Raw genomic sequence first — 22,701 nt, forward strand, 5'->3', positions numbered from 1 at the left:
CGGCGCGCTCGCCGCGCCACCCGTGCCGGCCAGCCCGGCCGTAACGGCCAGCGCCGCAGCCGCGGCGGCTGCCGCTAGCGCACCGCTCGCGCTCAAGTCGAACGGGCTCGCCGCGCAACTCGCGCGGCAAGGCGCGCATTGGATTGAACAGGCGGCGGCGTCGACCCGGCATTCGATCGTCGTGCTGCTCGACACCGCGTCCGTGCGCGACTGGTGGCGCGGCGAAATACAGAACCCGCAGGAACGCGCGCGGCTCGCGTCGATTCTGCTCGCCATCTTCGGCACGCTGCTGCCGGCGATCGTGATCGAATGGATCGCGCGCCGGCTGCTGCGGCGCTCGCGTGTGGCGATCGCCGAGCGCCGCGAGCAACGCGAAGCCGAACTCGCGCGCGCGCAGGATGACGAAGCGGACACCCAGGCGCAGGCCGACGCGAACGCCGAAGCGGCGCAAGCCGCGCAGGCGGCCGGCGTGCCGGCGGCGCAAAGCGGCGACGTCGCGCAGGTATCGACCGCCGGCGTGCCCGCCGCGGCCGCGCGGACATCGGATACCGCCGCAGCCCCTGCAGCCGTTGTTGTACCCGCCGCTGGATCGCCCACCGCGGCCGGCGTCGAACAGCACATCAAGCAAGCGCGCAGCCAGCGCCACGCCGCGGCGCATTGGACCTTGCTGCAACGCCTGCCGCTCGCCGCGCTGCAACTGCTGCTGCGTCTGCTGCCGCTCGTCGTGTTCGTCGCGGCGGCCAGCGCGCTGATGTCGGTCCTCGCCGAAGACGGCACACCGCAGGACCGCGCGCTCAGCACGCTGATCGACACGTACGTGCTCTGCCGCGCGATCGTGATCGCATGCGGCTTCTTCCTGCAGCCGGATGCGCCGGCATTGCGCCTGTTGCGCATGCGGGACCGCTGGGCAATCGTCATCCAGCGCTGGGTGGTCTGGATCGTCAGCGCGATCGGCGGCGGCGCGGCATTTATCGAAATCGCGCTTGCGCTCGGCCTGTCCGAATCCGCGCATACCGCGCTCGTCAAACTCGTCGCGCTGGCGGGCCACGTCCTGCTGTCGCTGATGATCCTGCAATGCCGCAAGCCGGTCGCCGAAGTCATCCGGTCGCGCGCACGCGATAGCAGCAACCCGGTGAGGCTGGTCGGCGAAGGCTTCGTCGACCTGTGGACCGGCGTCGCGATCTTCGTCGTGATGGCGCTGTGGTTTGTCTGGGCGCTCGACGTGCAGAACGGCTACCGCACGCTGCTGCATCTCGGCGGCATTTCGGTCGCGGTGCTGATCGGCGCGCGGGTCGTGTCGATCATCGTGTTCGGCGCGCTCAGCCGCCTGTTTCACGCCGAAGAGGACGAAGGCCGTTCGCTCGTGCACCAGCGTGCGTATCGCTACTATCCGCTCGTGCGCAGCGTCGTCTATCTGGTGATCACATTGGCGACGGTGATGATCCTGCTGCAGGTCTGGCATGTGGACGTGTGGCAGTTCTTCGCGGTCGGCACGATCGGCCACCGCCTCGCGTCCGCGCTCGTGACGATCTTCGTCGCCGCCGTGATCGCGCTGCTCGTGTGGGAGGCGGCCAATGTGTCAGTCGAGCGGCGTCTCGCACGCTGGACAGAAAGCGGCGACCTGTTGCGGGCCGCGCGCCTGCGCACGCTGCTGCCGATGCTGCGCAGCGTGCTGTTCGCGGTGATCGCGCTGGTGGTGGTGTTGACGGGCCTCTCCGAACTCGGCGTGAACACCGCGCCGCTGCTCGCGAGCGCGAGCATCTTCGGGGTCGCGCTCGGCTTCGGCTCGCAAAAGCTCGTGCAGGACTTCATCACCGGCATGTTCCTGCTGATGGAAAACGCGATGCAGGTCGGCGACTGGGTGACGCTCGCGGGCGTGTCGGGCACCGTCGAGTATCTGTCGATTCGCACGGTGCGGCTGCGCGGCGGCGACGGGTCGCTGTACACGGTGCCGTTCAGTTCGGTGTCGACCGTCAACAATACGAACCGCGGGCTCGGCAACGCGGCGGTCAAGGTCAGCATCGTGTACGGCGCGGACCTCGATCTGGCGATCGATACGTTGAAGGAGATCGGCGCATCGCTGCGTGAGGACGCCCAGTTCAAGGACGGCATTCTGTCGGACTTCGCATACTGGGGCGTCGATGCGGTGGACGGCGCGTCGCTCACGCTCTCGGGCCAGGTGCAGTGCCGCGACTCCGCGCGCTGGGGCGTACAGCGCGAATTCAACCGGCGCATTTTCGAGCGCTTCAACGAACGCGGCATTGCGATTGCGAATCCGCAGCGCTCGGTGCTTGCGCCGGAAAATGGGCAGTTGCCGGTTGCGCAGCTTAATGCCCGCGGTGAACCGCAGGACGATGGCGCGGATGATGAGCGTGACGCCGATGCGCACCACGGCGTACGGGGCGCGAGTGGCACACGTGGTGCACGCGATGCGAACGAACAGGACTCGAGCGGCAATCGGGGAAGCGGCGCCAAACCGAACTAGGCGGATTGAGCGGGTCGTTTGATGTTTCCGGGTGCCCGGGCGGCGGCGCGCCGTCGTTGTTGGTCTCCACCTGGAAGACGCGGTTGCCCGGGCGGGGCGGTGGCCGGTTGCAATGTGGTTGTCGTTGTCGAACAGCGTTTCGACATCGGCGTTGGGCGTCGGCCTCAGTCCGCTTCGCGCGGCAACGTCAGCACCGCATCGAGGCCGCCCTGCGCGCGATTGGCGAGCGTCAATGTGCCGCCATGCGCGGCTGCAACGCTACGCGCGATGGTCAGGCCGAGTCCGGTGCCGGCGGCGCCTCCCCGTGACGCGATCCGGAAGTACGGCTCGAAGACGCGCTCACGCAGCGCCGCATCGGCAATCCCCGGCCCGCGATCGCTGATCTCGATGCGCACGCTGCGCCCCGCGTCGACGACCTGCACCTCCGCACGCTCGCCGTAGCGGACCGCGTTATCCAGCAGATTCTGCAGGCAGCGCCTCAAATTGCGCGGATAGCCGGGCACCGACCGCCCCGCACAGCCTGCGACGCTCACCGGCTCGCCCGCTTCGCGCATATCTTGCGCAAGACTGTCGAGCATCGAGTCGAGGTCGATCTCATGGCGCGTCTCCGTGATCTCGATGCCCTGCACCGCATCGAGCGTCGAGCTCACCATCGCTTCCATGTCGTCGAGATCGCCCCGTAGACGCTTGCGCCACGCCGCGTCCGGCAGCATTTCCGCGCGCAGCCGCAAGCGCGTGAGCGGCGAGCGCAAGTCGTGCGATACCGCAGCCAGAAAACGCGTGCGCTGCGCGATGCTGTCGGCAAGCTGTCGCTGCATCGCGTTGAATGACTGCGCGGCGCTTCTCACTTCGGACGGGCCGGTGACCGGCAGCGGCGGCCGGTGGATATCGCGGCCCAGCGCATCGGCGGCTTTCGCCAGCTGCCGCAGCGGCTGAACCGCGAAGCGCACCGCAATGAACGCCAGCAGACACACCGCCGTGAAGCGGATCAGATAGATCCGCACCAGGTAGTCGAGCGCGAGCGTGCGCGGCTCGGTCAGCGCATCGGCCTGGCCTTCGTTCGCGCGTGCGTCGAGCCGGCCGCTCCAGCCCGCGCCATGCAGTTGCAGTTGCGCGTGGAAATCGGCGGTCGGCATCGGTGAATCGAACAGGCTCAGGATGCCGCCTCGTCCACCCGCGTCGTCATGAACGTGGGCTTCGAGCACACGCAGATCGAGCGGCGTGCCGATGCGCCGCTGCAGCACGCCGCGAATCAGCTCGCTGACCACATGCTGCACGATGGGCGCGCGCCGGACCGAGGACGCGGACGTAGACGCAGCCGTCGATGCAGCCGGTTCGGCCGACGCCGCGGAAAGCGCACCGGATGCCGCCGGCGGCGATGCATCCCACTGCAGCCGATAGTTCGCATCGCTGAGCTGTTGCGCGAGCGCGCGACGCGCCGCATCGTCCGGCGCAAGCGCGATCAGGCGCGCCGAATCCGCGAGACGGCTCGCGAACAGCCGCGCCGGCATCTCGAGCGTGCGGTTTTGATGGGTGTCGAACCAGATCGTGCTGGTCAGCAGTTGCCCCGCGAACATGCCGATCGCGAGAATCATCACGAGCCGCCCGAATAGTGTGTCCGGCCATAAGCGACGCCCTATGCCGGACCACAAGCGAGGCCATAAGCGAGGTCTCAAGCGGGAACCTAAGCGGGAACCTAAGCGGGGCAGCAGGCGCTGTTTCATCGGCGCCCGGCTCGATCGGTACGCAAGCGTTTCACTGCGCGATTCACAACGCGGTTCACTCGCGGTTCACAAAGCGATCTCATGCCTCGTGAACCACATCGGCCACCAGCATGTAACCCTCGTTGCGCACCGTGCGGATCAGCCCCGCGCGCCGTGCCGCGTCTTTCAGATGATGGCGCAGCCGGCTGACGCAAACATCGATCGAACGATCGAGCGGCGCGTGCTCCTTGCCAAACACGCGATCGAGCAGAAACTCGCGCGACAGCGGCCGGTTCGGATGATCGAGCAGCGTGCGCAGCGTCCGGTAGTCCGAACCGCCCAGCGACACCACCAGGCCGTCCGGCGACAGCATCTGCTTCATCCGCGTATCGAGCCGCCAGCCGGCAAAGCCGACAAACGCGCTGGCGTCGGCCACGCGGCGCGCCGGCGCGAGGCCGCGCGCGCGACGCAGCACCACCTTGATCTTCGCGACCAGTTCGCGCGGATCGAACGGCTTCGGCAGATAGTCGTCGGCGCCCATTTCAAGGCCGAGAATCCGGTCGAGCAACGCCCCGCGCGCGCTGAGGATGATGATCGGCACGTCATGGTCGACGCGCAACTCGCGCGTCAGGTCGAGGCCGTCCTCACCGTCGAGCATCAGGTCGAGCACAACCAGATCGACACGCGCGCCGCGCATCAACTGTTTCATCTGCGCGCCGCCGCTCGCGGCGCTCGCCTGGTAGCCCATGCCGTGCAAGTAGTCGCGCAGCAATTGCCGGATGTTCGGATCGTCGTCGACGACGAGTATGTGGTCCATCTGAAGCCTGGTTCTTCGTTTCGTTCGTGCGCGGCGCGTTCCGGCGTGAATTGCGTGCCAACACATTCCATTACAAAAGCGCGCCGTCTCAACACATTGCCATTACATTCGGCCGCTAAAGTTGGCGCCTCAAATAGCAATCGTTCTCATTCGAGAACTATAGCATGTCGGTTTTCCGGACATCACTTGCCGCACGGGAAACCACGCGGCCGCGCGGTGCAATGCTTGCAGAACGCTTTCGACGTGCTGTTGGCCTGGGTGAGACGCCGGTTGCGCACGACGCGCGCAGTTCGTGCGGTTTTCACGCGGTTCAAGCGGAAGGTGACAGCAGTCCGGGCCGACATGCCCATTTCGATTTTCACCGGGGATAGCCAGCCGACCGACGCAACGGCCCAGCCAGCCCGACTTCCGCGCCTGCCGCATGCAGCGCGCGCGTCCGGCGCAGCCGGCCGCGCGGCCGCGTGCACAGGCGGCGGCTATCAACGGGACGACGATGAAGCGCACTCTTATCGCCGCCGCGTGCGCGGCGGGCTACGCCTGCACCGCGCACGCGCAAGCGGCGGTCACGCTGTACGGGCTGATCGACGCGGGCATTTTCTACACGAATAACGTCAAGGGCCACAGCGCGTGGCAGGAAGCCAGCGGCGACGTGACCGGCAGCCACCTGGGGCTGAGCGGAAGCGAAGACCTCGGCGGCGGCACGAAGGCTATATTCAGACTCGAGAACGGCTTTAGCGTGACGAACGGCACGCTGCGCCAGGGCGGACGCCTGTTCGGCTACCAGGCGTATACCGGCCTGTCGGACACGCGCCTCGGCAGCGTAACGCTTGGCCGCCAGTACGACTCGGTGGTCGATTACGTCGCGCCGCTCAGCTTCACCGGCATGCATCCGGGCGGCAACAATCTCGCCGCGCACCCGTACGACAACGACAACCTGAACAACTCGTTCCGCGTGAACAATTCGATCAAGTACGCGAGCGTGAACTACGCGGGCCTGCAGTTCGGCGCGCTATACGGCTTCTCGAACGACACCGGCTTCGACAATAACCGGCTCTACAGCTTCGGCGCATCGTACGATGCGGGTCCGTTGACGGTCGCCGCCGGCTATTTCCAGGCGAACGACGGCGGCGGCAACACGAACGGCGCGTTAACGCTGACCGACGCCACTTTTGTCGCGACGTCGCAGCGCACGTACGGCGCAGGCGCCGCGTATGCGTTCGGGCCGGCGCGTGTCGGTGTGGTGTGGACGCGTACGCAACTGGGCGGGCTCGATACGATCAACGGCCCGAATAGCCTTGGGCTCGTGCAGAACGGTCAGGGCGCGAGCTTCAGCAACTATGAGGTGAACGCGAGCTATCTCGTGACGCCGACGCTGAGCCTGAGCGGCGAGTACACCTTCACGGACGGCGCGCTATCGACGGCGAGCGGCGCGCATCGTCCGAAATGGCACGAGGTGTCGCTGCAGGCCGACTATCTGTTTTCGAAGCGCACCGACGTGTATTTGCAGGGCAGCTATCAGCACATCGACAGCGATGGTTCCGGGCTCACCGCCGATATCGCGGCGCAGAGCCCTTCGTCGAACGATCAGCAGCTGGTCGTGGCTGTGGGATTGCGGCACCGGTTCTGAGCGCGGCGCGCCGGCGGCGCGCGGTACGCATCCGGCGCCGGTAGCGCGCCCGGGTATTGTGCGCGGGTAGTGCGCCTCGGTAGTTCGCCTCGGTAGTTCGCCTCGGTAGTTCGCCTCGGTAGTTCGCCTCGGTTTGCGCCTCGGCAGCGCACCAAGGTAATGCGCCCGGATAGTGTGCACCGCCCGGCTGCCGTGCCGTGCGCAGACCTCATTCTTTGCTCATTGTCGGCCGCTACGATGGGTGTCATGGCAGAGCTTCTTCTGCCCCACACTGTCACCCACCGGAGACGATCATGTTCGCATACCTTATCGAAAAGATTGGCAGCTGGTTCGATCGCAATGAGCAGCAGCAACTGGACCGCTATCTGGCCGGATCGGCCGACCTCGCGGAAGTCGAGCGCCGCCTGCGGCACTACGATTCGCGCGACGTCGCAAGCAACCTTTGAGCGCCGCTCACCCGCGCACAACCGATACGCTGGAGGATGACATGAGCTACCTCTTCATGCTGCTGGACCGGCTTGCTCCCCGCTTCCCGAATGCCGACCTGCCGCTCGATAGCGATTACTCGTACGAAGCGCGTCATGCCGACTACCAACGCCGCCACCGGCCTGGCATCAATCACGTATGGCATCGGATCTGATGGATGGCATGGGTCGGCTGAGGGTGCGTGCGACATGCGCCGCGCGGCAACGGACGGCAGCGTCGGACGCGCGATCCGACGCGTGAGTCGCACGCTCCCGGCCGCATGCGTTCAGCTTTTCAGATCGTCCGGCACCTTGCCGCCGTTTTCCGCGAGTTTCACCATCACCTGCTTGTGCAGCCACACATTCATCTGCGCGGAGTCGTTCATATCGCCGCTGAAATGCAGTTCCTGCGCGAGTTGCTTGCGCGCAGCGAGGCTGCTGTCGAGATCGAGCAGTTTCATCAGATCGACAATCGATGCGCGCCAGTTCAGCGTTTCCGGGCGTTGCTGCGCGAGGTTCGTCAGCACCGCTTCGACATCGACCGGCGCTGCGGCCGCCGGCGCCGGCACGGGCGCGTTGGCCGGCGCGTCAGTGGTTGCCTGAGCCGGTGCCTGAGCGGACGCAGTGTCCGCGCTGGTCTGCGTAGCGGGATGACCCACCGGGAATATCTTGCTGAGAATCGTGCTGAAAATGCTCATGACTTTCTCCGCGAAGTGAAGGGGCAGTGAAGCAACTCCCAGCATAGTCGATGGATCAGACCGCACCGGTAACGAAATCATGTCGCAAACGACTGATGATTCCAGCGCGCGGGCTGCGTCGGCGCCCCCGCGCCGTTTTGCCGTATACAATGCGGCAGCCTTTTAATCCGACCCGCATCCATTCGATCCCGCTCATGCCCAACACGACCCGGGCCTTCCTGCTCGGCCCGCTGCTGAAAGGTGTTTCGCGTTCGTTCTACCTGACCTTACGCGTGCTGCCGCCCGGCATGCGCGACCCGATCGGTCTCGCCTATCTGCTCGCGCGCGCCGCCGATACGATTGCGGACACCTCGATCGTGCCGCCCGCCGAACGGCTCGCGTTGCTGCTGTCGTTGCGCGCCGCAGTGAGCGGCACGTCTGACGAGCGCGAACAATTGCAACGTGTCGCCGGGCAGGTCGCCGCGCAACAGACGCAATCGGACGAGAAGGTACTGCTCGAATCGCTCGAGCCCGCGCTCGCCATCCTGCCGCAACTGAGCGACGACGACCGCCGCGCAGTCCGCGAGATCGTCACGACGCTCACGGAAGGAATGGAATTCGATCTGCGCACGTTTCCCGACGAACAGTCGGGCCGTCTCGTCGCGCTGCGCGTGTGGGATGAGCTGGACCGGTACACCTACATGGTCGCCGGGTGCGTCGGCGAATTCTGGACGAAGATGACTTACGCGCACCTGCCGGGCACGCTCACCGAAGCCCCGCAGGTCATGGTGGATCGCGGTGTGCGTTTCGGCAAAGCGCTGCAATTGACCAACGTGCTGCGCGATTGCAGCAAGGATCTGCGCATCGGCCGCTGCTACCTGCCGTCGACACTGCTCGACCGTTTCGACATCGCACCGCGAGATCTGCTCGAGCCCGGCGCGTCGTTGCGTGCGCAACCGGTGATGCGGGAACTGGTCGGTAAGGCGCTCGAGCATTATCGCGCGGCGCTCGACTATACGACCGCCATTCCGGTGCGCGCGGTCCGCCTGCGGCTCGCGTGCGTGTGGCCGATCGTGATCGGCCTCGAAACGCTGGAACTGCTGGTGGCGAACCCGGCATGGCTCGAACCCGGCCGCGCCTCGAAAATCACGCGCGGCGACGTGTACCGCATTCTCGCGCGCTCGATACCGTCGGTGATGTCGAATGCGCTGCTGCGCGGGTGGATGCAACAGCTGATCGAGCGCGTCGACAGGCAACGGCGTCTCTAATACGACGCCGTCTCTAAACAACGCCGTCTCTAAACAACGCCGTCACAAGGTACGCTTCCAGCAGCGCAGATGTAGATGCCGATGCCGGCCCAGCGGATCGCGCTGGAACCGGCATCGGCAATCGGTACAGCATGCGCTCACGCGTGCTGAATGCGCATGCTACGCGGCCTCTTCTTCCTGCGAGTCGCCGCGCAGTTCGAGCAGGTCCTTGTCCGACTGCGGCGTCTTCCCCTGCGGACGGTGCACGTCGTGCGTGACGAACCCGATATCGCGGCTCGGCACGTCGAACCATTCACGATGGGAAAACGAATCGCGAATGTCTTCGAGCCCACTTTCCCAGTGCTCGTTCATCGTATCGATGCTGAACTCGTAGTCCTTGTAGTGCCCCTCATACGATTTATTCTTGTAGATCAGGTGCACGACATTGATCGCGCTGCCGTCCGCGAGCTTTTCCGCATGCCGGAACAGTGGATCGGCCTTGATTACCGAGGTTGGCACGTGCTTCAGCAGTTCCTTGATAAAGCACGCATTGCGCTGGCGCTCCGCGAGCATATTGGTGATCGCGCGCGTGCGGCTCGAGTACTGGATGTCTTTTGCACGCTCGGACACGTCAAGGAAATCACCGGGCAGATTTCCTTGCGCGCTCCACAAGTCGACCTGGAATACGAGCGTATCCTTCTGATCCGCATCGCGCAGCACTTCGGTCAGCGGCGTATTCGACACGAGGCCGCCGTCCCAGTAGAACTCGCCGTCGATCTCGACCGCCGGAAAGCCCGGCGGCAACGCGCCCGACGCCATGAAGTGCTCGGGTTCGAGACGCATGTTGCGATTCACGAAGCTCGTCAGATTGCCGGTGCGCACATTGACCGCGCCGACCGACACGCAAATATCGCCATCGTTGATGCGGTCGAAATCGGCGAACGCGAGCAGCGTTTCTTTCAGCGCGGCCGTGTTGTAGTAGCTGACCTCGTTCGGGCTCACCTTCGAGAACCCTGCGAGCGGCAACGGAAAACGCGGTGCGAAAAAGCCCGGCTGCCCTTCGATCAGCGCACGGGTCGCCGCCTGCATGCTCGCCCAGCGCCGCGTCAGGTCGTGCTGGTCGATGCCCGGCCACGCCCATGTGCTGAGGTTGCCGAGCCAGCCGCGCGGATGGCAGATCGCATGCCAGAATCCGCGCAACGCGTCGACACGCTTCTCGGGCGGATTGCCCGCGATGATCGCGGTGTTCAGCGCACCGATCGATACGCCCGCGATGCGGTGCGGATGAACGCCTGCCTCGGCGAGGCCTTCGTAAACGCCGGCCTGATAAGAACCGAGCGCGCCGCCGCCTTGCAAAACCAGCGCAATCTCGTCATAGCGCGGCAACACGAAGGCACCCGCCCGCCCCGCCGGTTGATGGGTCTTGCTGCTCATGCGTTTCCCCCGTTACTGCATGTACCAGCCGTGGCTGACGACAATCGATTGCCCGGTAAGCGCGGCCGATTCGAAACCCGCGAGGAACGCCACGGTGTTCGCGACATCGTCGACGGTCGTGAACTCGCCGTCCACCGTGTCCCCGAGCATCACATGCTTGATCACTTCTTCTTCGGAGATGCCGAGCTCTTTCGCCTGCTCGGGAATCTGCTTGTCGACGAGCGGTGTGCGCACAAAGCCCGGGCACACGACGTTCGCGCGCACGCCGCGCGGACCGCCCTCTTTCGCGACCACGCGCGCGAGGCCGAGCAAACCGTGTTTTGCGGTCACGTAGGCGGACTTCAGCTTCGACGCCTCATGCGAGTGCACCGAGCCCATATAGATGATCGAGCCGCCGCGGCCGCTGTCGTACATATGGCGAATCGCCGCTTTAGTCGTGAGGAACGCGCCGTCCAGGTGCACCGCGAGCATCTTCTTCCAGTCGGAGAACGCGTAGTTTTCGATCGGATTGACGATCTGGATGCCCGCGTTCGACACCAGCACGTCGATGCTGCCGAATTTTTCGACGGCGGCGTCGATGCCGCGGTTCACCGCGTCTTCGTCGATCACATTCATTTCAACGGCGAATGCGCTGCCGCCCGCGTCGTTGATGCTGGTTGCGACCTGTTGTGCATTCTTCAGCGATAGATCGGCGATGACGACTTTCGCGCCCTGCGATGCGAGCTTGCGCGCGCACTGCTCGCCGATACCGCTTGCCGCGCCGGTGACGACGGCGACTTTGTTGTTCAACGACATATTCGTTTTCTCCGTGTTTGGGTTATTCGTTTGCAGCAGCCTTCAACGTATCGACTGCGGCGAGGTAGTCGAAGGCGACTTCGCCGATATCGAGCGTGAGGTCCGCGATCAGATGACGCGCGCCGATTACGCGGCGCACCGGCAAGTCCGCAACCGGCGCGAGCGCGTGCGGATGCAGTTCGAGCGCGGCCGGCCCGCTCCATGCGCCGAGCACCGTCACGTCGCGCAAAAAGAAACGCACCAGTTCGCACACGCGCGCGGTGCCATCGACGTGCGGCAGCACCTTGAGCAGATAGTTCGGCGTTTCCGCGAGCTTGCGGCGCTCGCTTTCCGCGTCGCACAGGTTGTGCTTGTAGCCCATCGTGCCGGTTGCGATACGCTGGGTGCCGTAATCGAGCGTGCCGAGCAGCGTGTCATTGCCGTCCACCGAGATGCGCGGCCGCGCGAGCTTCTTCGGAAAGCCCCATATCTCGCGGCCGCCTGCAATCGGGCCTTCGTCGTCGAGATACATCGAATGTGTGTAGTTGCCGATTTTGCCCTGCGGATCGCGCACGGCGATCACCTGGCCGCTTTCGGTGTAATCGCCGAAACCGGATGAATCGGGCATGCGAATAAATTCATAATGCACGAGACCGTCGGCCGGTTGCAGTGGCTCGGGCACGGCGGCGCGCAGTGCGTCGGGATCGGTTTCGTATGAAATGATGAAGTATTCGCGATTCCTGTAGCGGAACGGCGGGCGCGGATACGCCGGATTATGAACGGGCATCGCAAAGGCAGCTTTGCGAATCGAATCGATATCCATCGTGTCCTCTCCTCGTGGGTTTGGCGTGCGTGGCGCACACTGGCAATCGTAAAGGAAGGCGATGCAATTCTGTTCTCACTTTGCAAAAAAATACATTGATGCAATTGCAACATTGCCGATTCGATTTCGCACTTCAATGTAAGGTGCGTGTGTTATCGGCGTGTGTCGGCGCAGCGTGTCCGGGAAGCTCGCCATTCGTTTCGGATCGCGAACATCAAAGTGTCACGAACGGTGCTCGATACTGACGAGTCGCGCATCGAGCATGCGCGCCAGCGAGACGCCGCCTTCGTGCATCACGAAATCGTGATTCCATTGAAAGAGCGGCTTCGCAAGCGGCGCGAACAGGTTCATCCAGCCGCGCCGCGTGCGCACGCGCCACTCGTAATGCACCACGGTGATGCCGCGCTCGCTCGCGAAGCGCCAGCTTCCTATGCCTTCCAGGTCGCCGCTTGCGATGCCTTCGAGCGCGACGAGCGGTTCGATGCGCGTAACGCGCACGTCGAACACCACGCGATACGGCAGCCGTCCCTTCCATGTGTAGCGCTGCAGCGAGCCGATGCCGTCGCTCGACCCGGCTTCGATTTCCGCGACCTGCTCGACGTTCTTCCACCATTCGGGCCAGCGCGCCGAATCGTGAATCGCGCTCCACACTGCGTGAAGCGGCGCGTCGAGACGCCAGACGGTCGACAGCCGGTACTCGCTGATGCGCATGTCGCGCTCTCCGTTCATTGCACGCGCCACCAGCGCGGCAACAGACGCCGCACCTCCGCGCGCCGATAGCGGTCGTCGATCAGATGCACGACGCCGGCGTCGTGCTCGGTGCGAATCACGCGGCCCGCGGCCTGCACGACTTTCTGCAAACCGGGGTACAGGTACACGTAATCGTAGCCGTTGCCGAATTGCGCCTGCATCGCGCGCCGCATCTGTTCGTTGACGTCGTTGACTTGCGGCAGGCCGAGCGTCGCGACAAACGCGCCGATCAACTGTTCGCCGGCCAGATCGATGCCTTCCGCGAAAGCGCCGCCGAGCACCGCGAAGCCTACGCCGTGCGTCGAAGTCCGGAAGCGCGCGACGAATGCATCGCGCGCGGCTTCGTCCATGCCCGGTTCCTGCGTCCAGACCGGCACCTGAGGATGTTGCTCGCGCAACAAGGCGACGACCCGCTGCAGATAATCGAAGCTGCTGAGAAAGCCGAGATAGTTGCCGCGACGTGCCGCGTATTGCCGGGCAATCAGCTCGACGATCGGCGCAAGCGATGCTTCCCGATCGCGCCAGCGCGTCGATACGTGCGCCGCGATATGCACCGCGAGCTGCTCGGCCCTGAACGGCCCTTCGACGTCGAGCCAGCCGGTGCTCTCGGGCAGCCCGAGCGTGTCGCGATAGTAGTGCTGCGGGCCGAGCGTGCCGGAAAACATCACGGTCGTGCGCGCGGCCGCGTGGCGCGGCTTGAGGAACGGCGATGGAATCACGTTGCGTACGCAAAGCGAGGTCATGGCCTTCGCGCTCGCGTCGTGCGCGGCCGACGACGCGGCAAGCGTCACGTCGCACAGCGAATGGTCGCCGAACTGCTCGACGAGCGACATGAAGTGCAATGCATCGAAGTAGAAGCGCAGCAACGTGTCGTGCGCGCCGACCGGCGCTTCGGCAAGCTGGTCGGTGATCGCGCCGGTCAGGTTCTGCAGCGCCGCGTGCATACGCGCCGGCACGGCGGCCAGCACCTCGTAGCGCTGCGTGTGTTCGCGCGTCAACGCGTTCCATTCGCGATTCAGGCGATCGAACGGCTTGCGCAGTGCCGCGGGCGCCGCGCGACGGGCAGCCTTGAATGCGTGTTGATCGAGCGCCGCGGTGTACATGCGGCGCGTGCGGTCCGGCAGATTGTGCGCTTCGTCGACCAGCACCGCGACGCGCCATTGATTGAGTTGCGTGAGCGCATAGAGCAGCGCGCCGCCATCGTAGTAGTAGTTGTAGTCGCCGATCACCACGTCGCACCAGCGTGCGAGTTCCTGTGCGAGGTAGTACGGGCACACGTCGTGTGCGAGCGCCGCGGTGCGCACCGCATCGCGTGATAGCCGCGTGGTGGTGTGCAATGCGGTGTCGCGCGCGGCGGCGATGCGGTCGTAGAAACCGCGTGCGAGCGGACAGGACTCGCCGTCGCACGAATTGTCAGGGTGCTCGCACGCCTTGTCGCGCGCAACCAGTTCGAGCACGCGCAGCGGAAAGCCGCGCGGGGTGTGCGGGACGTCGCCGTCGTGCGTGCCATCGCCTGCGTATTCGCGAGGGCTCGTGCTCGTGTTGCGGACGCTGCCGACAGCCGCGTCGCCGGGCGCCCTGTCTTCGTCGTTCTCTTCGTCGTTCGATGCACGCGCCAGCGCATCGATCGCGTCGAATGCAAGCGCGCGCCCCGGTGTTTTCGCGGTCAGAAAGAAGATGCGGTCGATGTGATTTTCCGCGCACGCCTTCAGCAGCGGGAAAATCGTGCCGAGCGTCTTGCCGATGCCGGTCGGCGCCTGCGCGAGCAACGTGTGTCCGTCGCGCGCGGCGCGGTACACCGCGACCGATAGTTCGCGCTGGCCGCTGCGGAATGTGCCGTACGGAAACTTCAGGTTCGCAAGCCATGCGTTGCGTGCCGCGCGATGCGCGTCCTCACGCTCGGCCCACGCAATGAAACGCTCGCACTGGTCTTCGAAAAATGCGCGTAGTGCGGCGGCCGTGTGGCGCTCGGTCAGCAGCGTCTCCTTCTGCTTGACGATATCGAAGTACACCAGCGCGACATCGAGCGCCGCAAGCCCGCGCGCGTCGCACAGCAGATGACCGTAAATCAGCACCTGCGCCCAATGCAACGCGCGATGGTTCGCTCGCATACGGTCAAGGTCGCCGCGATAGGTCTTGATTTCTTCGAGCCGGTTGCGCCCGGCGTCATAGCCGTCGGCTCGGCCACGCACCGTCAGCCCGCGATAGACGCCGCTCAGCGTGATTTCCGTTTCGTAACCGCTGTCGCGCCGTCCGGCGACGGCAGCGTGCCCTGTGATGCCTTCGGCCGCGCTTGGCGCCGGTGTGAAGCGCAGGTCGAGATCGCCACGCCTCGCGGTGAATTCGCAAAGGGTGCGCACCGCCACGATGTAACTCATGTGGTGGGCTCCGTTGTGCGCATATCCCGGGTGTTGGTATTGGCGTTGGTGTTGGCAATGCCGGTGCTGGTGACGGCGTTGCGCTCCGGTTGCGGCCCACCGTCACAGCGTTCGTCCCAACGCACGTCGAGCACCCGCACCGGTATCCCGTGCTGATGACAATAGGAAAGCCAGCGAAGCTGATTGTCCTGCAGACGATCGCCCGGCCCCTTGACTTCAATCAGCTCGTAGCGCCGCTCGCGCGGCCAGAAGCGGATCAGGTCGGGCAGCCCCGAGCGGTTGCCGCGGATATCGCACAACAGCCGTTCGCAAAACCGCTTCAAATGCACAGCCGGTATGCAATCGAGCGCGAGATCGAGCAGTTCGCGGGTCAGCATGTTCCAGAACACGAAAGGCGATTGCCGCCCTGCTTTGCTTTCGAAATGCCGAACAATGGTCGTGCGGTAGCTTGAGTTGTCGAGTTGCGCGAGGCACGCATCGAATAACGGCGCACGTTTTGCGTGGAAATCCGGCGCATGCAAATCGGCGGGACCGCGTTGAAACGGGTGGAAAAACGCGCCGGGCAGCGCCGCGAACACCGGCTCCCAGCATAGCAACCCGAACAACGAATTGATCAGCCCATTCTCGACGTAGTACACCGGCACATCCGGCGCGCTCAGATGATCGAGCACGACGTATTCGACGGATGTGGGTTTAAGAAGAGATGCTGCGGGCCGTGTGAGGGTCAACGCACTGCGCTCGACTGGATTTGCATGCGCGGCGATGCGCTGCGAAAGAAGTTGTGAAGCGGGATGTGAAGCAGGTTGTGAAGCAGATTCTGAAGCAGGTTGCAAAGCGCGCGTCATCGGTGACGATGACGGCGATCGCGAAGAAGCGACGCCCACGCGCCTTTGCAGCCGCGGCAACATGCGTGCGACACGCTGGCTTTCCTCTTCGCTCTCCGGTGCGTGAGCCGCATGTTGCGCGAGCGTCAACGCCTCGTCCGCGCGGCCTGCCCGCTCGAGCGCGCGAATGCGCCGATGCCGCGCGCCGGGCCATGCGCAACGCGCATAAGTATGGATGGCAGCTGCCCATTGTCCGCGCCGCTCGGCGTGGTAACCGATTCGATACAGCAGCTTCGCACGGCGCGTCGCAAGCCACGGGTTATCCGTTGCAATTGCATCGACCGCGCACAACAGCGTTTCGAGCGCAACATCGTGGTCACGTTTGTCAAGCATATCGACTGCGCCAAGCGCGTCGAGCGCGTCGCCGCAGGTGTGCAGCGCGAGAAAGATATCGACGTCCGCGCGTTGCTGAAACGCCCGGGACGACGGCGCGAATGCGACCGGCTCGTACTGGTGCACGCCGAGGTCCGAAAGCACGAACTCGGACCAGTCCTGATGCAGATTGCCGAAGAACATCAACCGCAAGCGGTCGCACAGCGGCGCGATGTTGACGCGCAATACGCGCTCATCCGCTTGCGGATGCCATTGCGCGTAAGGCCGCGGATCGGCATGCGCGATGCGCAATGGCGCGAGCCACTCGTATTTGCGCGCGGTCTTCACGCCCGCGAGCTGCGCCGCAAAACACGACAGCAATTCGGCACGCGTCGACAGGTCGAATAGCTCGTCGAGCGTCAACGGCGCATCCGCGTCGACCCAGCCTGCCTCGATAAGCGGCGCGGCCGCCGCGAGCGTGCAACCGATCTCGCGGTACGCGAGCCGGCTCGTGCGAAACAACACGCCTTTGCGCATCAGCATGCGCACGAGCAACGCGCGCGACGCTTCCGGCAGGTGCACGAAGGTGTGCAGCCATGCGTGCTCGGCATCGGCAAGCAGGTCGGCATAGCGCTCGGCGAGCCATGCCAGCGCGCGTTCGAAGTTGCGCAGGTAGTAGAGCGGATCGGGAGTATCGTTCGGCACGGCGCTAAAGGCCTGGACTGGACGACCAGGCCGGCATGATAGGCAAACAGACGAACTGTATATTTATACAGCCATCATGGCAATGCACCCGCGGGCGCGGATGCAACACCCGCCTCGGGACGTGGAACCCGTGAAACTGGGATTTTTTGCACGATCACCGAGCTGCTTCTCTATCCCGTCGTCGTCGGAAGGCGCCGCATTGACACGAATTGGCCAGATTGCAACGGGATGTCCCGGCGGATGTCCCGGCAAATTTACGAGACTGACAGGTTAGTCGACGGTCTCCGGGCGGTGAGTACCAGTCGGTCAGGATAACTGTGCATATCGTCGACAATCCGTCGGCGCCGCGCACTCGCTGCTTCAGCGGAAATGCTGCGGAGAATCGGCTCTTTAGCTATTTTCGATTTCTTCATATCGAGCAGTAGCCACTGGTTATCACAATTCCGGGAAATTCAGTTCTACATGCCGGTTGCATGCACTCGTTCGCGTGCCGTCGAGCGGCACGGTGATTGCTGAATTCATCGTCAAGCAGGCGAACGTCTGCGTCGATAGATATTCCAGTTCAATCAAGGAGGAACGGATGATGACCAAGACTACCAGCGCATTGATCGCGGCCGTCGCCGCACTCGCGTTGTCGGGCGGCGCTTATGCACAGACGGCCGGAGGCTCGAGCGGCGGCGGTTCGACAGGCAGCACCGCTAGCCCGGCAAACCAGGTGAACGGTACAACGAGCAGCTACGGCACGCCAGGCACGACCAACTCGGACAGCGGCTCGGCCGCGAGGTCGCCGAACTCGGGTCTGCCGAGCAGCACGAACAGCAACTCGACGTCGGGCACCAGCGCTCCCAAGAGCAACAACACGCTGGCAACCCCGAGCGTCGTATCGCCGGCTGCCGGCCAATAACAGCCGCTAAAAATGACAACTAGCCGCGAATAAGTGCAAGCGGAAAACGGCAAGCGATTCAATCGCATGGGGCGCAGGCGCTATTGCGGCCGGCGCCCCCGTCGCGCGACTAGCAGGGGCGGCATTAAACCAGGCGTACACGATCCCGACGCTCTCGAGCGTCGCGGATAGCAACGGCTTCGCAACGAACCTCGTTACCGGTGCGCAATTGCCGATAAGAGCGTGAGCAACTCGAGCTCATGCGGCATGCAGACGTCGACGGGTCCGGCTTGGGCCGCAACCGATATCCTTACGAAATCCGCGAATCCGCGAATCTGCGACGCGAGACAAATCCACACATTCGCGCCTATCGCAGTGCATACCGCTGCGCCTGCCTGCTCAAAGCCGCTCGAGCTTTGTGCCGGTCCCTTGATACGCGCCTTTGAATGCAGCGGCAAGCAGCCTGAAGCAAAGGGCGTTCACAAAAGTTCAGATTTCGACTTTTTCAGACGGTCAGAATACAGGCGTACTGGCACCGCGTCAGTGAGCAAAGACGGGCGCCCAACCAACTGGAACTTTATGGAATCGCTAGATATTGCCAAGATCTGCAAGCGCATTGCAGTGCATCGACCGTATTTCGCATTCTCCGAACTCAAGGCAAGGTTGCGCGACAAAGCGATATTCGGCATGTTCAGCGCCGAGCAGGCAACGGGTTTCGAGCTCGGCCCGGTTTCGTCTGCGGAACTGGGCCGTCATCTGGCGATACTCGGCAGTTGTGCCGCGGCCCTCGACGGGCCGGATGACATGACCTATTACCTGGCTAGCAAGGGCCGCCTAAAACTGCTCCCGAATACCGACGACGTGCAAAAGGAAAGCGGCATCGCGGTCGCCGCCGTGACGAGCCGCAGCCGCAGGACGATGACCGCCGAAGTTTTGGGTCATTGCGGATCGCTTGCCGCACATCTTTGGTGTGAGTATCAAGTGCTCTCACACGAAGTCTTTTCCCGAATCTTTAGCGGACACCATACAGGTACGATCCCACAGGCCGACAAGTCGCCGTATTCCACCCCCGTCGTATTTGACGTGCTGTCCATCGGCGCCGAGAACATCGTTGTTCGCACAAGCGAAGTGGAATCCGAGAACTTCGCCGGGCATTTCGATAACTACCCGTCCTGGCCGGTCGCCATTCTTGCCGATACGTTTGGTCAGGCGAGGACCGCGCTGTTGCACAACATGCTGGATCGACAGACGAACTACCGTGTCGGCTATCTCAACGTGGATGCGTTCCAGCTGGCGCCCGCAGCGGCCAGATTGACGTTCGAAGTTGCATGTATCAGCTCGTTTCCGTCGCTGGGGCGGTATGTATTTGGCGCCAAGGTCTTGTGGGGCGACAAGATGATCGCCGCAATGGAGTCCGAAGTTTACGCGTCCGCAGAGCGATGACGCATTGTCGGGAGATCGATCGCTAACCCGCCGGTCTCCCTTTGCGATGCGTTGATCGACAGCGCGCCAGTCGGCCCGGATATCGTCCATGTGCATGGCGATGCTGGCGAGGATCAGTTGCGCGGCTGCAAACCCGAACGCCTGCTCGACGGGAACGAAAGCTATCGGGCAATGCGGCGCAGCGTGATGATCTGGCTGAACGTGCCGTCCGGCAGTGGCTTGGTGACTAACACCCCGTTGTATTGCTGATAGGCGCCCGTGGCGCCTATCACCGGCAGTGTCGAGGGTCCAGACGCTGCTTCCTGACCGCCGACTGTGATCGTCCCGTCGCCAAGCTGCAAGGTCCATTGGCATTGCGAGAAGACGCCCGGCCTCACGGTGATACAGAAGCCGCCGTTATTGCCAATGACTTTATGCTGTAGATCCAGCAATGGCTGATCGAAAACAAAAATATCGCCTTGCGACGGACCGTGTGCGCCCAGATCGACGGGGGTCTTCGTCCCTGCGTTCGCATCGGCGATTGTGTTCAGCACGATCGTGTTGTCCGAAGCGAACGCATGCAATGAAATGGCCAGTGCTGAACAAGCGAGAAAACGCACGCCAGCTCGTGCCAGTCTGTTCAATCGCATGATCAGCCTTTCATAACGGTCTAATAACGGTCATCGTCTGTGGTCGGCGCAAACGGCGACGCCGTGCTCGGGAATCCGTTCACCGTCAGACCGTTCTGGATCGCCGGGCGGGCCTGCGCGATGATCTGCGACAGCGAAGTAGGCGCCGGAGCGGTCATCCGCCCGAGCTCCGCGATTTCATCGGCCGCCAGTGCGACATCGAGTGACTGCACATTTTCGTCGAGTTGCTCGAGCGTGCGGGCGCCGATGATCACCGGCCCGACACCGGGTTGCGTCGACAACCACGCCAAGGCCACGGCGGCCACCGACGTGTGATGTTTGTCAGCTATGGCGCGCAGCGCATCAATCAGCACATGCTCTCGTTCGCCGATCGGAATGCCGAACACCGTCGCACGTCCGCTGCCGCCGGAGCGTGCGTATTTACCGGACAGCACACCGGATTTCAAAGGAGCCCAGGGCATCACCGCGAGGCCCAACGTCTGCGCCATCGGCACAATTTCATGTTCGACGCTTCGTTCGACCAACGAATATTCGACCTGCGTCGCGATAAGCGGTGCAAAGCCGTTCATCTGGTTCAGCATCTGCGCCTGGCAGACGCGCCACGCGGGCGTATTGCAGAACCCGAGGTAACGGACCTTGCCTGACGTTACCAGATTGTCCAGTGCCCGCATCGTCTCGTCGATCGGTGTCAGCACATCATAGCCGTGGAGCCAGTAGAGATCGATATAGTCTGTGCGCAGCCTGCGCAACGATTGCTCACACGCACGAATCATCGCTTTTGCGCTCGAACCGCCGCCGTTGGGGTCGCCAGGGTACAGATTCGATGCGAACTTGGTGCCGATCACCAATCGATCGCGGCGCGACCTGTCACCGGCCAGAAAATCGCCGATAATTTTTTCCGAATGGCCTTTGGTATAAATATCAGCGGTGTCAAGGAAGTTTCCACCGCGCTCGATAAAGCGGCTCAAAATCGCCTGCGAGTCGGCGACATTCGAGCCAAAATTCCAGTCCTCGCCAAAGGTCATGGTACCGAGGCAAAGCGGACTGACTCGCAGGCCCGAACGGCCAAGCGTCACGTATGAGTCTAGCGGCATAGCGAATCCTCGCAGGCGTGGTCTATGCCGCGCGCGGCGCGACCGACACCGTTAAACAGGAAGAATGAAAGGTCGGCGTGAAGACATGGCCGGCGCGAATGCAGGTCGTTCTGCTTCGCGGAGTTGAAGACTACATGCGTTGTGACCGGTCGGTACAGGTTGCGTGCGAAGCGCAGCAAACCTTCGCGAACCTGGCCGTGACTTGCTAACGGGCCTTCGCGATTGAAGCAACTCGCGCCCGCGCGCAAAGGATTCACGACGGTGCGCCGATGGGCGCCCCTCATGGACAGCGATATCGCGACGCCGAAGACCGGGACATTGACGTTCACGCGAGGCGACGCCATGGCTCCGCTGTCGTTTCAATACGGTCGACCCAAGCTTCGTGCGTACGCAAACACGAAAGCCGTGTGCTGGGAGAGCGAATCGCTGGACGGTCTCATCGTCCGAGGCGGGGGACGGCGGGCAAGTCGTTACACTCTGCGTTTACATCCGCGAGATCTGAAGGGATTGTCTGTTACGGCAACAATCAGTACCACGATCGAGAGACCCGCGTTGGCCCGGCCGCTCACGCGACTCAACACCAACGAGCGATTTCCGGCGAAGTGAAATTCATCGCGTTCAGTCCTCCGGGGTGACCGGTGGCGCCATCAAAGATCGACGCAGGCTCGCCTCGTCTTCGCAATCGCATAGCCTTTTTCCATCGGCGTGTGCTTCCGCTTCTGAGCGAAATACATTCTCGCTGAACGCAACCACCTTCTTGCCCGTGCCATGCGGTCGCTCTATGGTGATCCCCCAGTGCCAGCCACCATCCTGTTCGAACACATGAAGCGTCAGTTCGGGCAACGAGCGCGGATGTTTCATAGGTGCCTCCGCAGACCGGGACCTTGATTGGCCATCGATGCCATCGTCCCGCCTGAATCAGCATAGCCCGATAGATGCTGCGTCGCAACATTATATTTTCATGCATCGTAACGCCTGCGGTCTGCTTGCTTACGGGGGCTCCCTATCCTGCGCCACGTCACTCAACGCAAGGAGCGGCTCATGACTGCCCTGGTCGGTCGTGCTGCCCGAAGGCGGTCGCCGATCGCTGAGTCGAGGTCACGGCTAATCACTGTCGGCGGGGCGAACGTGGTTCGCTATCGCGGCCAGAATGACCGGGAGGTCGGCAGGTTTTACAAAATGGTGGTTGAACCCCGCTCTAAGCGATTCATCCTGTTCGGCCAGCGATGTCAGTGCGGTAATCGCCACCAGTAACGGGGCCGGCGCCGATTGCAGATGCCGGATCTCTCTGGCCACCGCTCGCCCGTCCATGCCTGGCATCTGAACGTCGAGCACAACAGCGTTCGGACGCCACGCACTGTATTCGGCCAGCGCGTGCGCCCCATCTCCGGTTGCGCGAGTTTGATACCCCTGTGCCTCGAAGAACAGGACATATGCCGCTAGTAAGTTCGGGTCGTCGTCGGCAATAAGCAGACGCGCGGCGCTTCGGGTCGGCATTGAATTCTCCTGTTGTCTTACTGTCAGCAATGGATGGACCCGGGTCAAGCTAAAGCGCGTCATAAGTGCATGAAA

Annotated in this window: 20 protein-coding genes; 7 read left to right on the plus strand and 13 right to left on the minus strand. The window is 63.5% G+C overall.

What is annotated here, in order from left to right; translation table 11 throughout:
- Nucleotides 1-2,485, plus strand: a 2,485-nt coding sequence (locus tag HV675_RS17875) for a mechanosensitive ion channel family protein (protein WP_175112269.1), incomplete at its 5' end; no start/stop codon positions are given.
- Nucleotides 2,486-2,649: 164 nt separating this feature from the next.
- Here the strand turns inward: HV675_RS17875 and HV675_RS17880 are convergent.
- A complete protein-coding gene (locus HV675_RS17880) occupies nt 2,650-4,080 on the minus strand; it encodes an ATP-binding protein (protein WP_246270361.1) in 1,431 nt (476 codons plus the stop codon).
- 208 nt (nt 4,081-4,288) lie between these two features.
- Nucleotides 4,289-5,005, minus strand: a complete 717-nt coding sequence (locus HV675_RS17885) for a response regulator (protein WP_175112271.1) — start codon at nt 5,003-5,005, stop codon at nt 4,289-4,291.
- 493 nt (nt 5,006-5,498) lie between these two features.
- On the opposite strand from HV675_RS17885, the gene HV675_RS17890 reads away from it, so the two are divergent.
- From HV675_RS17890 to HV675_RS17900, 3 genes are all read left to right on the plus strand, one after another.
- Complete coding sequence (locus HV675_RS17890) at nt 5,499-6,632, plus strand: porin (RefSeq protein WP_175112272.1); 1,134 nt, start codon at nt 5,499-5,501, stop codon at nt 6,630-6,632.
- Between the two features lie 293 nt (nt 6,633-6,925).
- Nucleotides 6,926-7,078, plus strand: coding sequence for a DUF3563 family protein (locus tag HV675_RS17895; RefSeq protein WP_175112273.1), 153 nt, complete (start codon nt 6,926-6,928; stop codon nt 7,076-7,078).
- A gap of 41 nt (nt 7,079-7,119) precedes the next feature.
- Nucleotides 7,120-7,272: a hypothetical protein gene (locus tag HV675_RS17900; protein ID WP_175112274.1), complete on the plus strand. Its 153-nt coding sequence runs from the start codon at nt 7,120-7,122 to the stop codon at nt 7,270-7,272.
- Between the two features lie 111 nt (nt 7,273-7,383).
- Here the strand turns inward: HV675_RS17900 and HV675_RS17905 are convergent, their stop codons facing one another.
- The gene (locus HV675_RS17905; RefSeq protein WP_175112275.1) at nt 7,384-7,794 is read right to left on the minus strand and encodes a DUF3597 domain-containing protein; all 411 of its coding nucleotides are present in this window, start codon (nt 7,792-7,794) and stop codon (nt 7,384-7,386) included.
- 194 nt (nt 7,795-7,988) lie between these two features.
- On the opposite strand from HV675_RS17905, the gene HV675_RS17910 reads away from it, so the two are divergent.
- Nucleotides 7,989-9,041, plus strand: a complete 1,053-nt coding sequence (locus HV675_RS17910; protein ID WP_175112276.1) for a phytoene/squalene synthase family protein — start codon at nt 7,989-7,991, stop codon at nt 9,039-9,041.
- 159 nt (nt 9,042-9,200) lie between these two features.
- Here the strand turns inward: HV675_RS17910 and HV675_RS17915 are convergent, their stop codons facing one another.
- The 6 genes from HV675_RS17915 to HV675_RS17945 form a co-directional block, all read right to left on the minus strand.
- Nucleotides 9,201-10,454, minus strand: coding sequence for a DUF3734 domain-containing protein (locus tag HV675_RS17915; protein WP_175112277.1), 1,254 nt, complete (start codon nt 10,452-10,454; stop codon nt 9,201-9,203).
- Nucleotides 10,455-10,466: 12 nt separating this feature from the next.
- Nucleotides 10,467-11,249, minus strand: a complete 783-nt coding sequence (locus tag HV675_RS17920; protein ID WP_175112278.1) for a 3-hydroxybutyrate dehydrogenase — start codon at nt 11,247-11,249, stop codon at nt 10,467-10,469.
- Between the two features lie 22 nt (nt 11,250-11,271).
- The gene (locus tag HV675_RS17925; RefSeq protein WP_175112279.1) at nt 11,272-12,051 is read right to left on the minus strand and encodes an acetoacetate decarboxylase; all 780 of its coding nucleotides are present in this window, start codon (nt 12,049-12,051) and stop codon (nt 11,272-11,274) included.
- Between the two features lie 222 nt (nt 12,052-12,273).
- Complete coding sequence (locus HV675_RS17930) at nt 12,274-12,762, minus strand: SRPBCC family protein (protein WP_175112280.1); 489 nt, start codon at nt 12,760-12,762, stop codon at nt 12,274-12,276.
- A gap of 14 nt (nt 12,763-12,776) precedes the next feature.
- Complete coding sequence (locus tag HV675_RS17935; protein ID WP_246270362.1) at nt 12,777-15,179, minus strand: ATP-dependent DNA helicase; 2,403 nt, start codon at nt 15,177-15,179, stop codon at nt 12,777-12,779.
- Nucleotides 15,176-17,080, minus strand: a complete 1,905-nt coding sequence (locus tag HV675_RS17945; protein ID WP_175112281.1) for a VRR-NUC domain-containing protein — start codon at nt 17,078-17,080, stop codon at nt 15,176-15,178. Before HV675_RS17945 ends, HV675_RS17935 begins: the two co-directional genes overlap by 4 nt.
- A gap of 583 nt (nt 17,081-17,663) precedes the next feature.
- Between HV675_RS17945 and HV675_RS17950 the strand changes: the two genes are divergently transcribed.
- Nucleotides 17,664-17,984 carry a hypothetical protein gene (locus tag HV675_RS17950; RefSeq protein WP_175112341.1) on the plus strand — a complete coding sequence of 107 codons (321 nt, stop codon included), beginning with the start codon at nt 17,664-17,666 and terminating at the stop codon, nt 17,982-17,984.
- A gap of 558 nt (nt 17,985-18,542) precedes the next feature.
- Nucleotides 18,543-19,406 carry a hypothetical protein gene (locus HV675_RS17955; RefSeq protein ID WP_175112282.1) on the plus strand — a complete coding sequence of 288 codons (864 nt, stop codon included), beginning with the start codon at nt 18,543-18,545 and terminating at the stop codon, nt 19,404-19,406.
- Nucleotides 19,407-19,567: 161 nt separating this feature from the next.
- On the opposite strand, the gene HV675_RS17960 is transcribed toward HV675_RS17955, so the two are convergent.
- The 4 genes from HV675_RS17960 to HV675_RS17975 all read right to left on the minus strand — a co-directional run bounded on the left by HV675_RS17960 (nt 19,568) and on the right by HV675_RS17975 (nt 22,626).
- On the minus strand, nt 19,568-20,005 hold the full coding sequence (locus HV675_RS17960) for an allene oxide cyclase barrel-like domain-containing protein (protein WP_217478162.1): 438 nt from the start codon (nt 20,003-20,005) through the stop codon (nt 19,568-19,570).
- A 50-nt stretch (nt 20,006-20,055) separates the two neighbouring features.
- Entirely contained in the window at nt 20,056-21,129 is a 1,074-nt protein-coding gene (locus tag HV675_RS17965) for an aldo/keto reductase (protein WP_175112283.1), read from the minus strand.
- 618 nt (nt 21,130-21,747) lie between these two features.
- Nucleotides 21,748-21,990 carry a hypothetical protein gene (locus HV675_RS17970; protein ID WP_175112284.1) on the minus strand — a complete coding sequence of 81 codons (243 nt, stop codon included), beginning with the start codon at nt 21,988-21,990 and terminating at the stop codon, nt 21,748-21,750.
- Nucleotides 21,991-22,233: 243 nt separating this feature from the next.
- Complete coding sequence (locus tag HV675_RS17975; RefSeq protein ID WP_175112285.1) at nt 22,234-22,626, minus strand: response regulator; 393 nt, start codon at nt 22,624-22,626, stop codon at nt 22,234-22,236.
- Nucleotides 22,627-22,701 lie beyond the last annotated feature (75 nt).

The organism is Paraburkholderia solisilvae, assembly GCF_902859875.1.
In the GTDB taxonomy this organism is placed as follows: domain Bacteria; phylum Pseudomonadota; class Gammaproteobacteria; order Burkholderiales; family Burkholderiaceae; genus Paraburkholderia; species Paraburkholderia solisilvae.

What these genes read in the sequence shown, in the direction of transcription:
- HV675_RS17920 (WP_175112278.1), bottom strand. Translation starts at nt 11,249, where the DNA reads ATGTCGTTGAACAACAAAGTCGCCGTCGTCACCGGCGCGGCAAGCGGT.
- HV675_RS17915 (WP_175112277.1), bottom strand. Translation starts at nt 10,454, where the DNA reads ATGAGCAGCAAGACCCATCAACCGGCGGGGCGGGCGGGTGCCTTCGTG.
- HV675_RS17895 (WP_175112273.1), top strand. Translation starts at nt 6,926, where the DNA reads ATGTTCGCATACCTTATCGAAAAGATTGGCAGCTGGTTCGATCGCAAT.
- HV675_RS17890 (WP_175112272.1), top strand. Translation starts at nt 5,499, where the DNA reads ATGAAGCGCACTCTTATCGCCGCCGCGTGCGCGGCGGGCTACGCCTGC.
- HV675_RS17950 (WP_175112341.1), top strand. Translation starts at nt 17,664, where the DNA reads ATGACCAAGACTACCAGCGCATTGATCGCGGCCGTCGCCGCACTCGCG.
- HV675_RS17885 (WP_175112271.1), bottom strand. Translation starts at nt 5,005, where the DNA reads ATGGACCACATACTCGTCGTCGACGACGATCCGAACATCCGGCAATTG.
- HV675_RS17935 (WP_246270362.1), bottom strand. Translation starts at nt 15,179, where the DNA reads ATGAGTTACATCGTGGCGGTGCGCACCCTTTGCGAATTCACCGCGAGG.
- HV675_RS17955 (WP_175112282.1), top strand. Translation starts at nt 18,543, where the DNA reads ATGGAATCGCTAGATATTGCCAAGATCTGCAAGCGCATTGCAGTGCAT.
- HV675_RS17930 (WP_175112280.1), bottom strand. Translation starts at nt 12,762, where the DNA reads ATGCGCATCAGCGAGTACCGGCTGTCGACCGTCTGGCGTCTCGACGCG.
- HV675_RS17975 (WP_175112285.1), bottom strand. Translation starts at nt 22,626, where the DNA reads ATGCCGACCCGAAGCGCCGCGCGTCTGCTTATTGCCGACGACGACCCG.
- HV675_RS17965 (WP_175112283.1), bottom strand. Translation starts at nt 21,129, where the DNA reads ATGCCGCTAGACTCATACGTGACGCTTGGCCGTTCGGGCCTGCGAGTC.
- HV675_RS17970 (WP_175112284.1), bottom strand. Translation starts at nt 21,990, where the DNA reads ATGAAACATCCGCGCTCGTTGCCCGAACTGACGCTTCATGTGTTCGAA.
- HV675_RS17905 (WP_175112275.1), bottom strand. Translation starts at nt 7,794, where the DNA reads ATGAGCATTTTCAGCACGATTCTCAGCAAGATATTCCCGGTGGGTCAT.
- HV675_RS17880 (WP_246270361.1), bottom strand. Translation starts at nt 4,080, where the DNA reads ATGATTCTCGCGATCGGCATGTTCGCGGGGCAACTGCTGACCAGCACG.
- HV675_RS17910 (WP_175112276.1), top strand. Translation starts at nt 7,989, where the DNA reads ATGCCCAACACGACCCGGGCCTTCCTGCTCGGCCCGCTGCTGAAAGGT.
- HV675_RS17925 (WP_175112279.1), bottom strand. Translation starts at nt 12,051, where the DNA reads ATGGATATCGATTCGATTCGCAAAGCTGCCTTTGCGATGCCCGTTCAT.
- HV675_RS17900 (WP_175112274.1), top strand. Translation starts at nt 7,120, where the DNA reads ATGAGCTACCTCTTCATGCTGCTGGACCGGCTTGCTCCCCGCTTCCCG.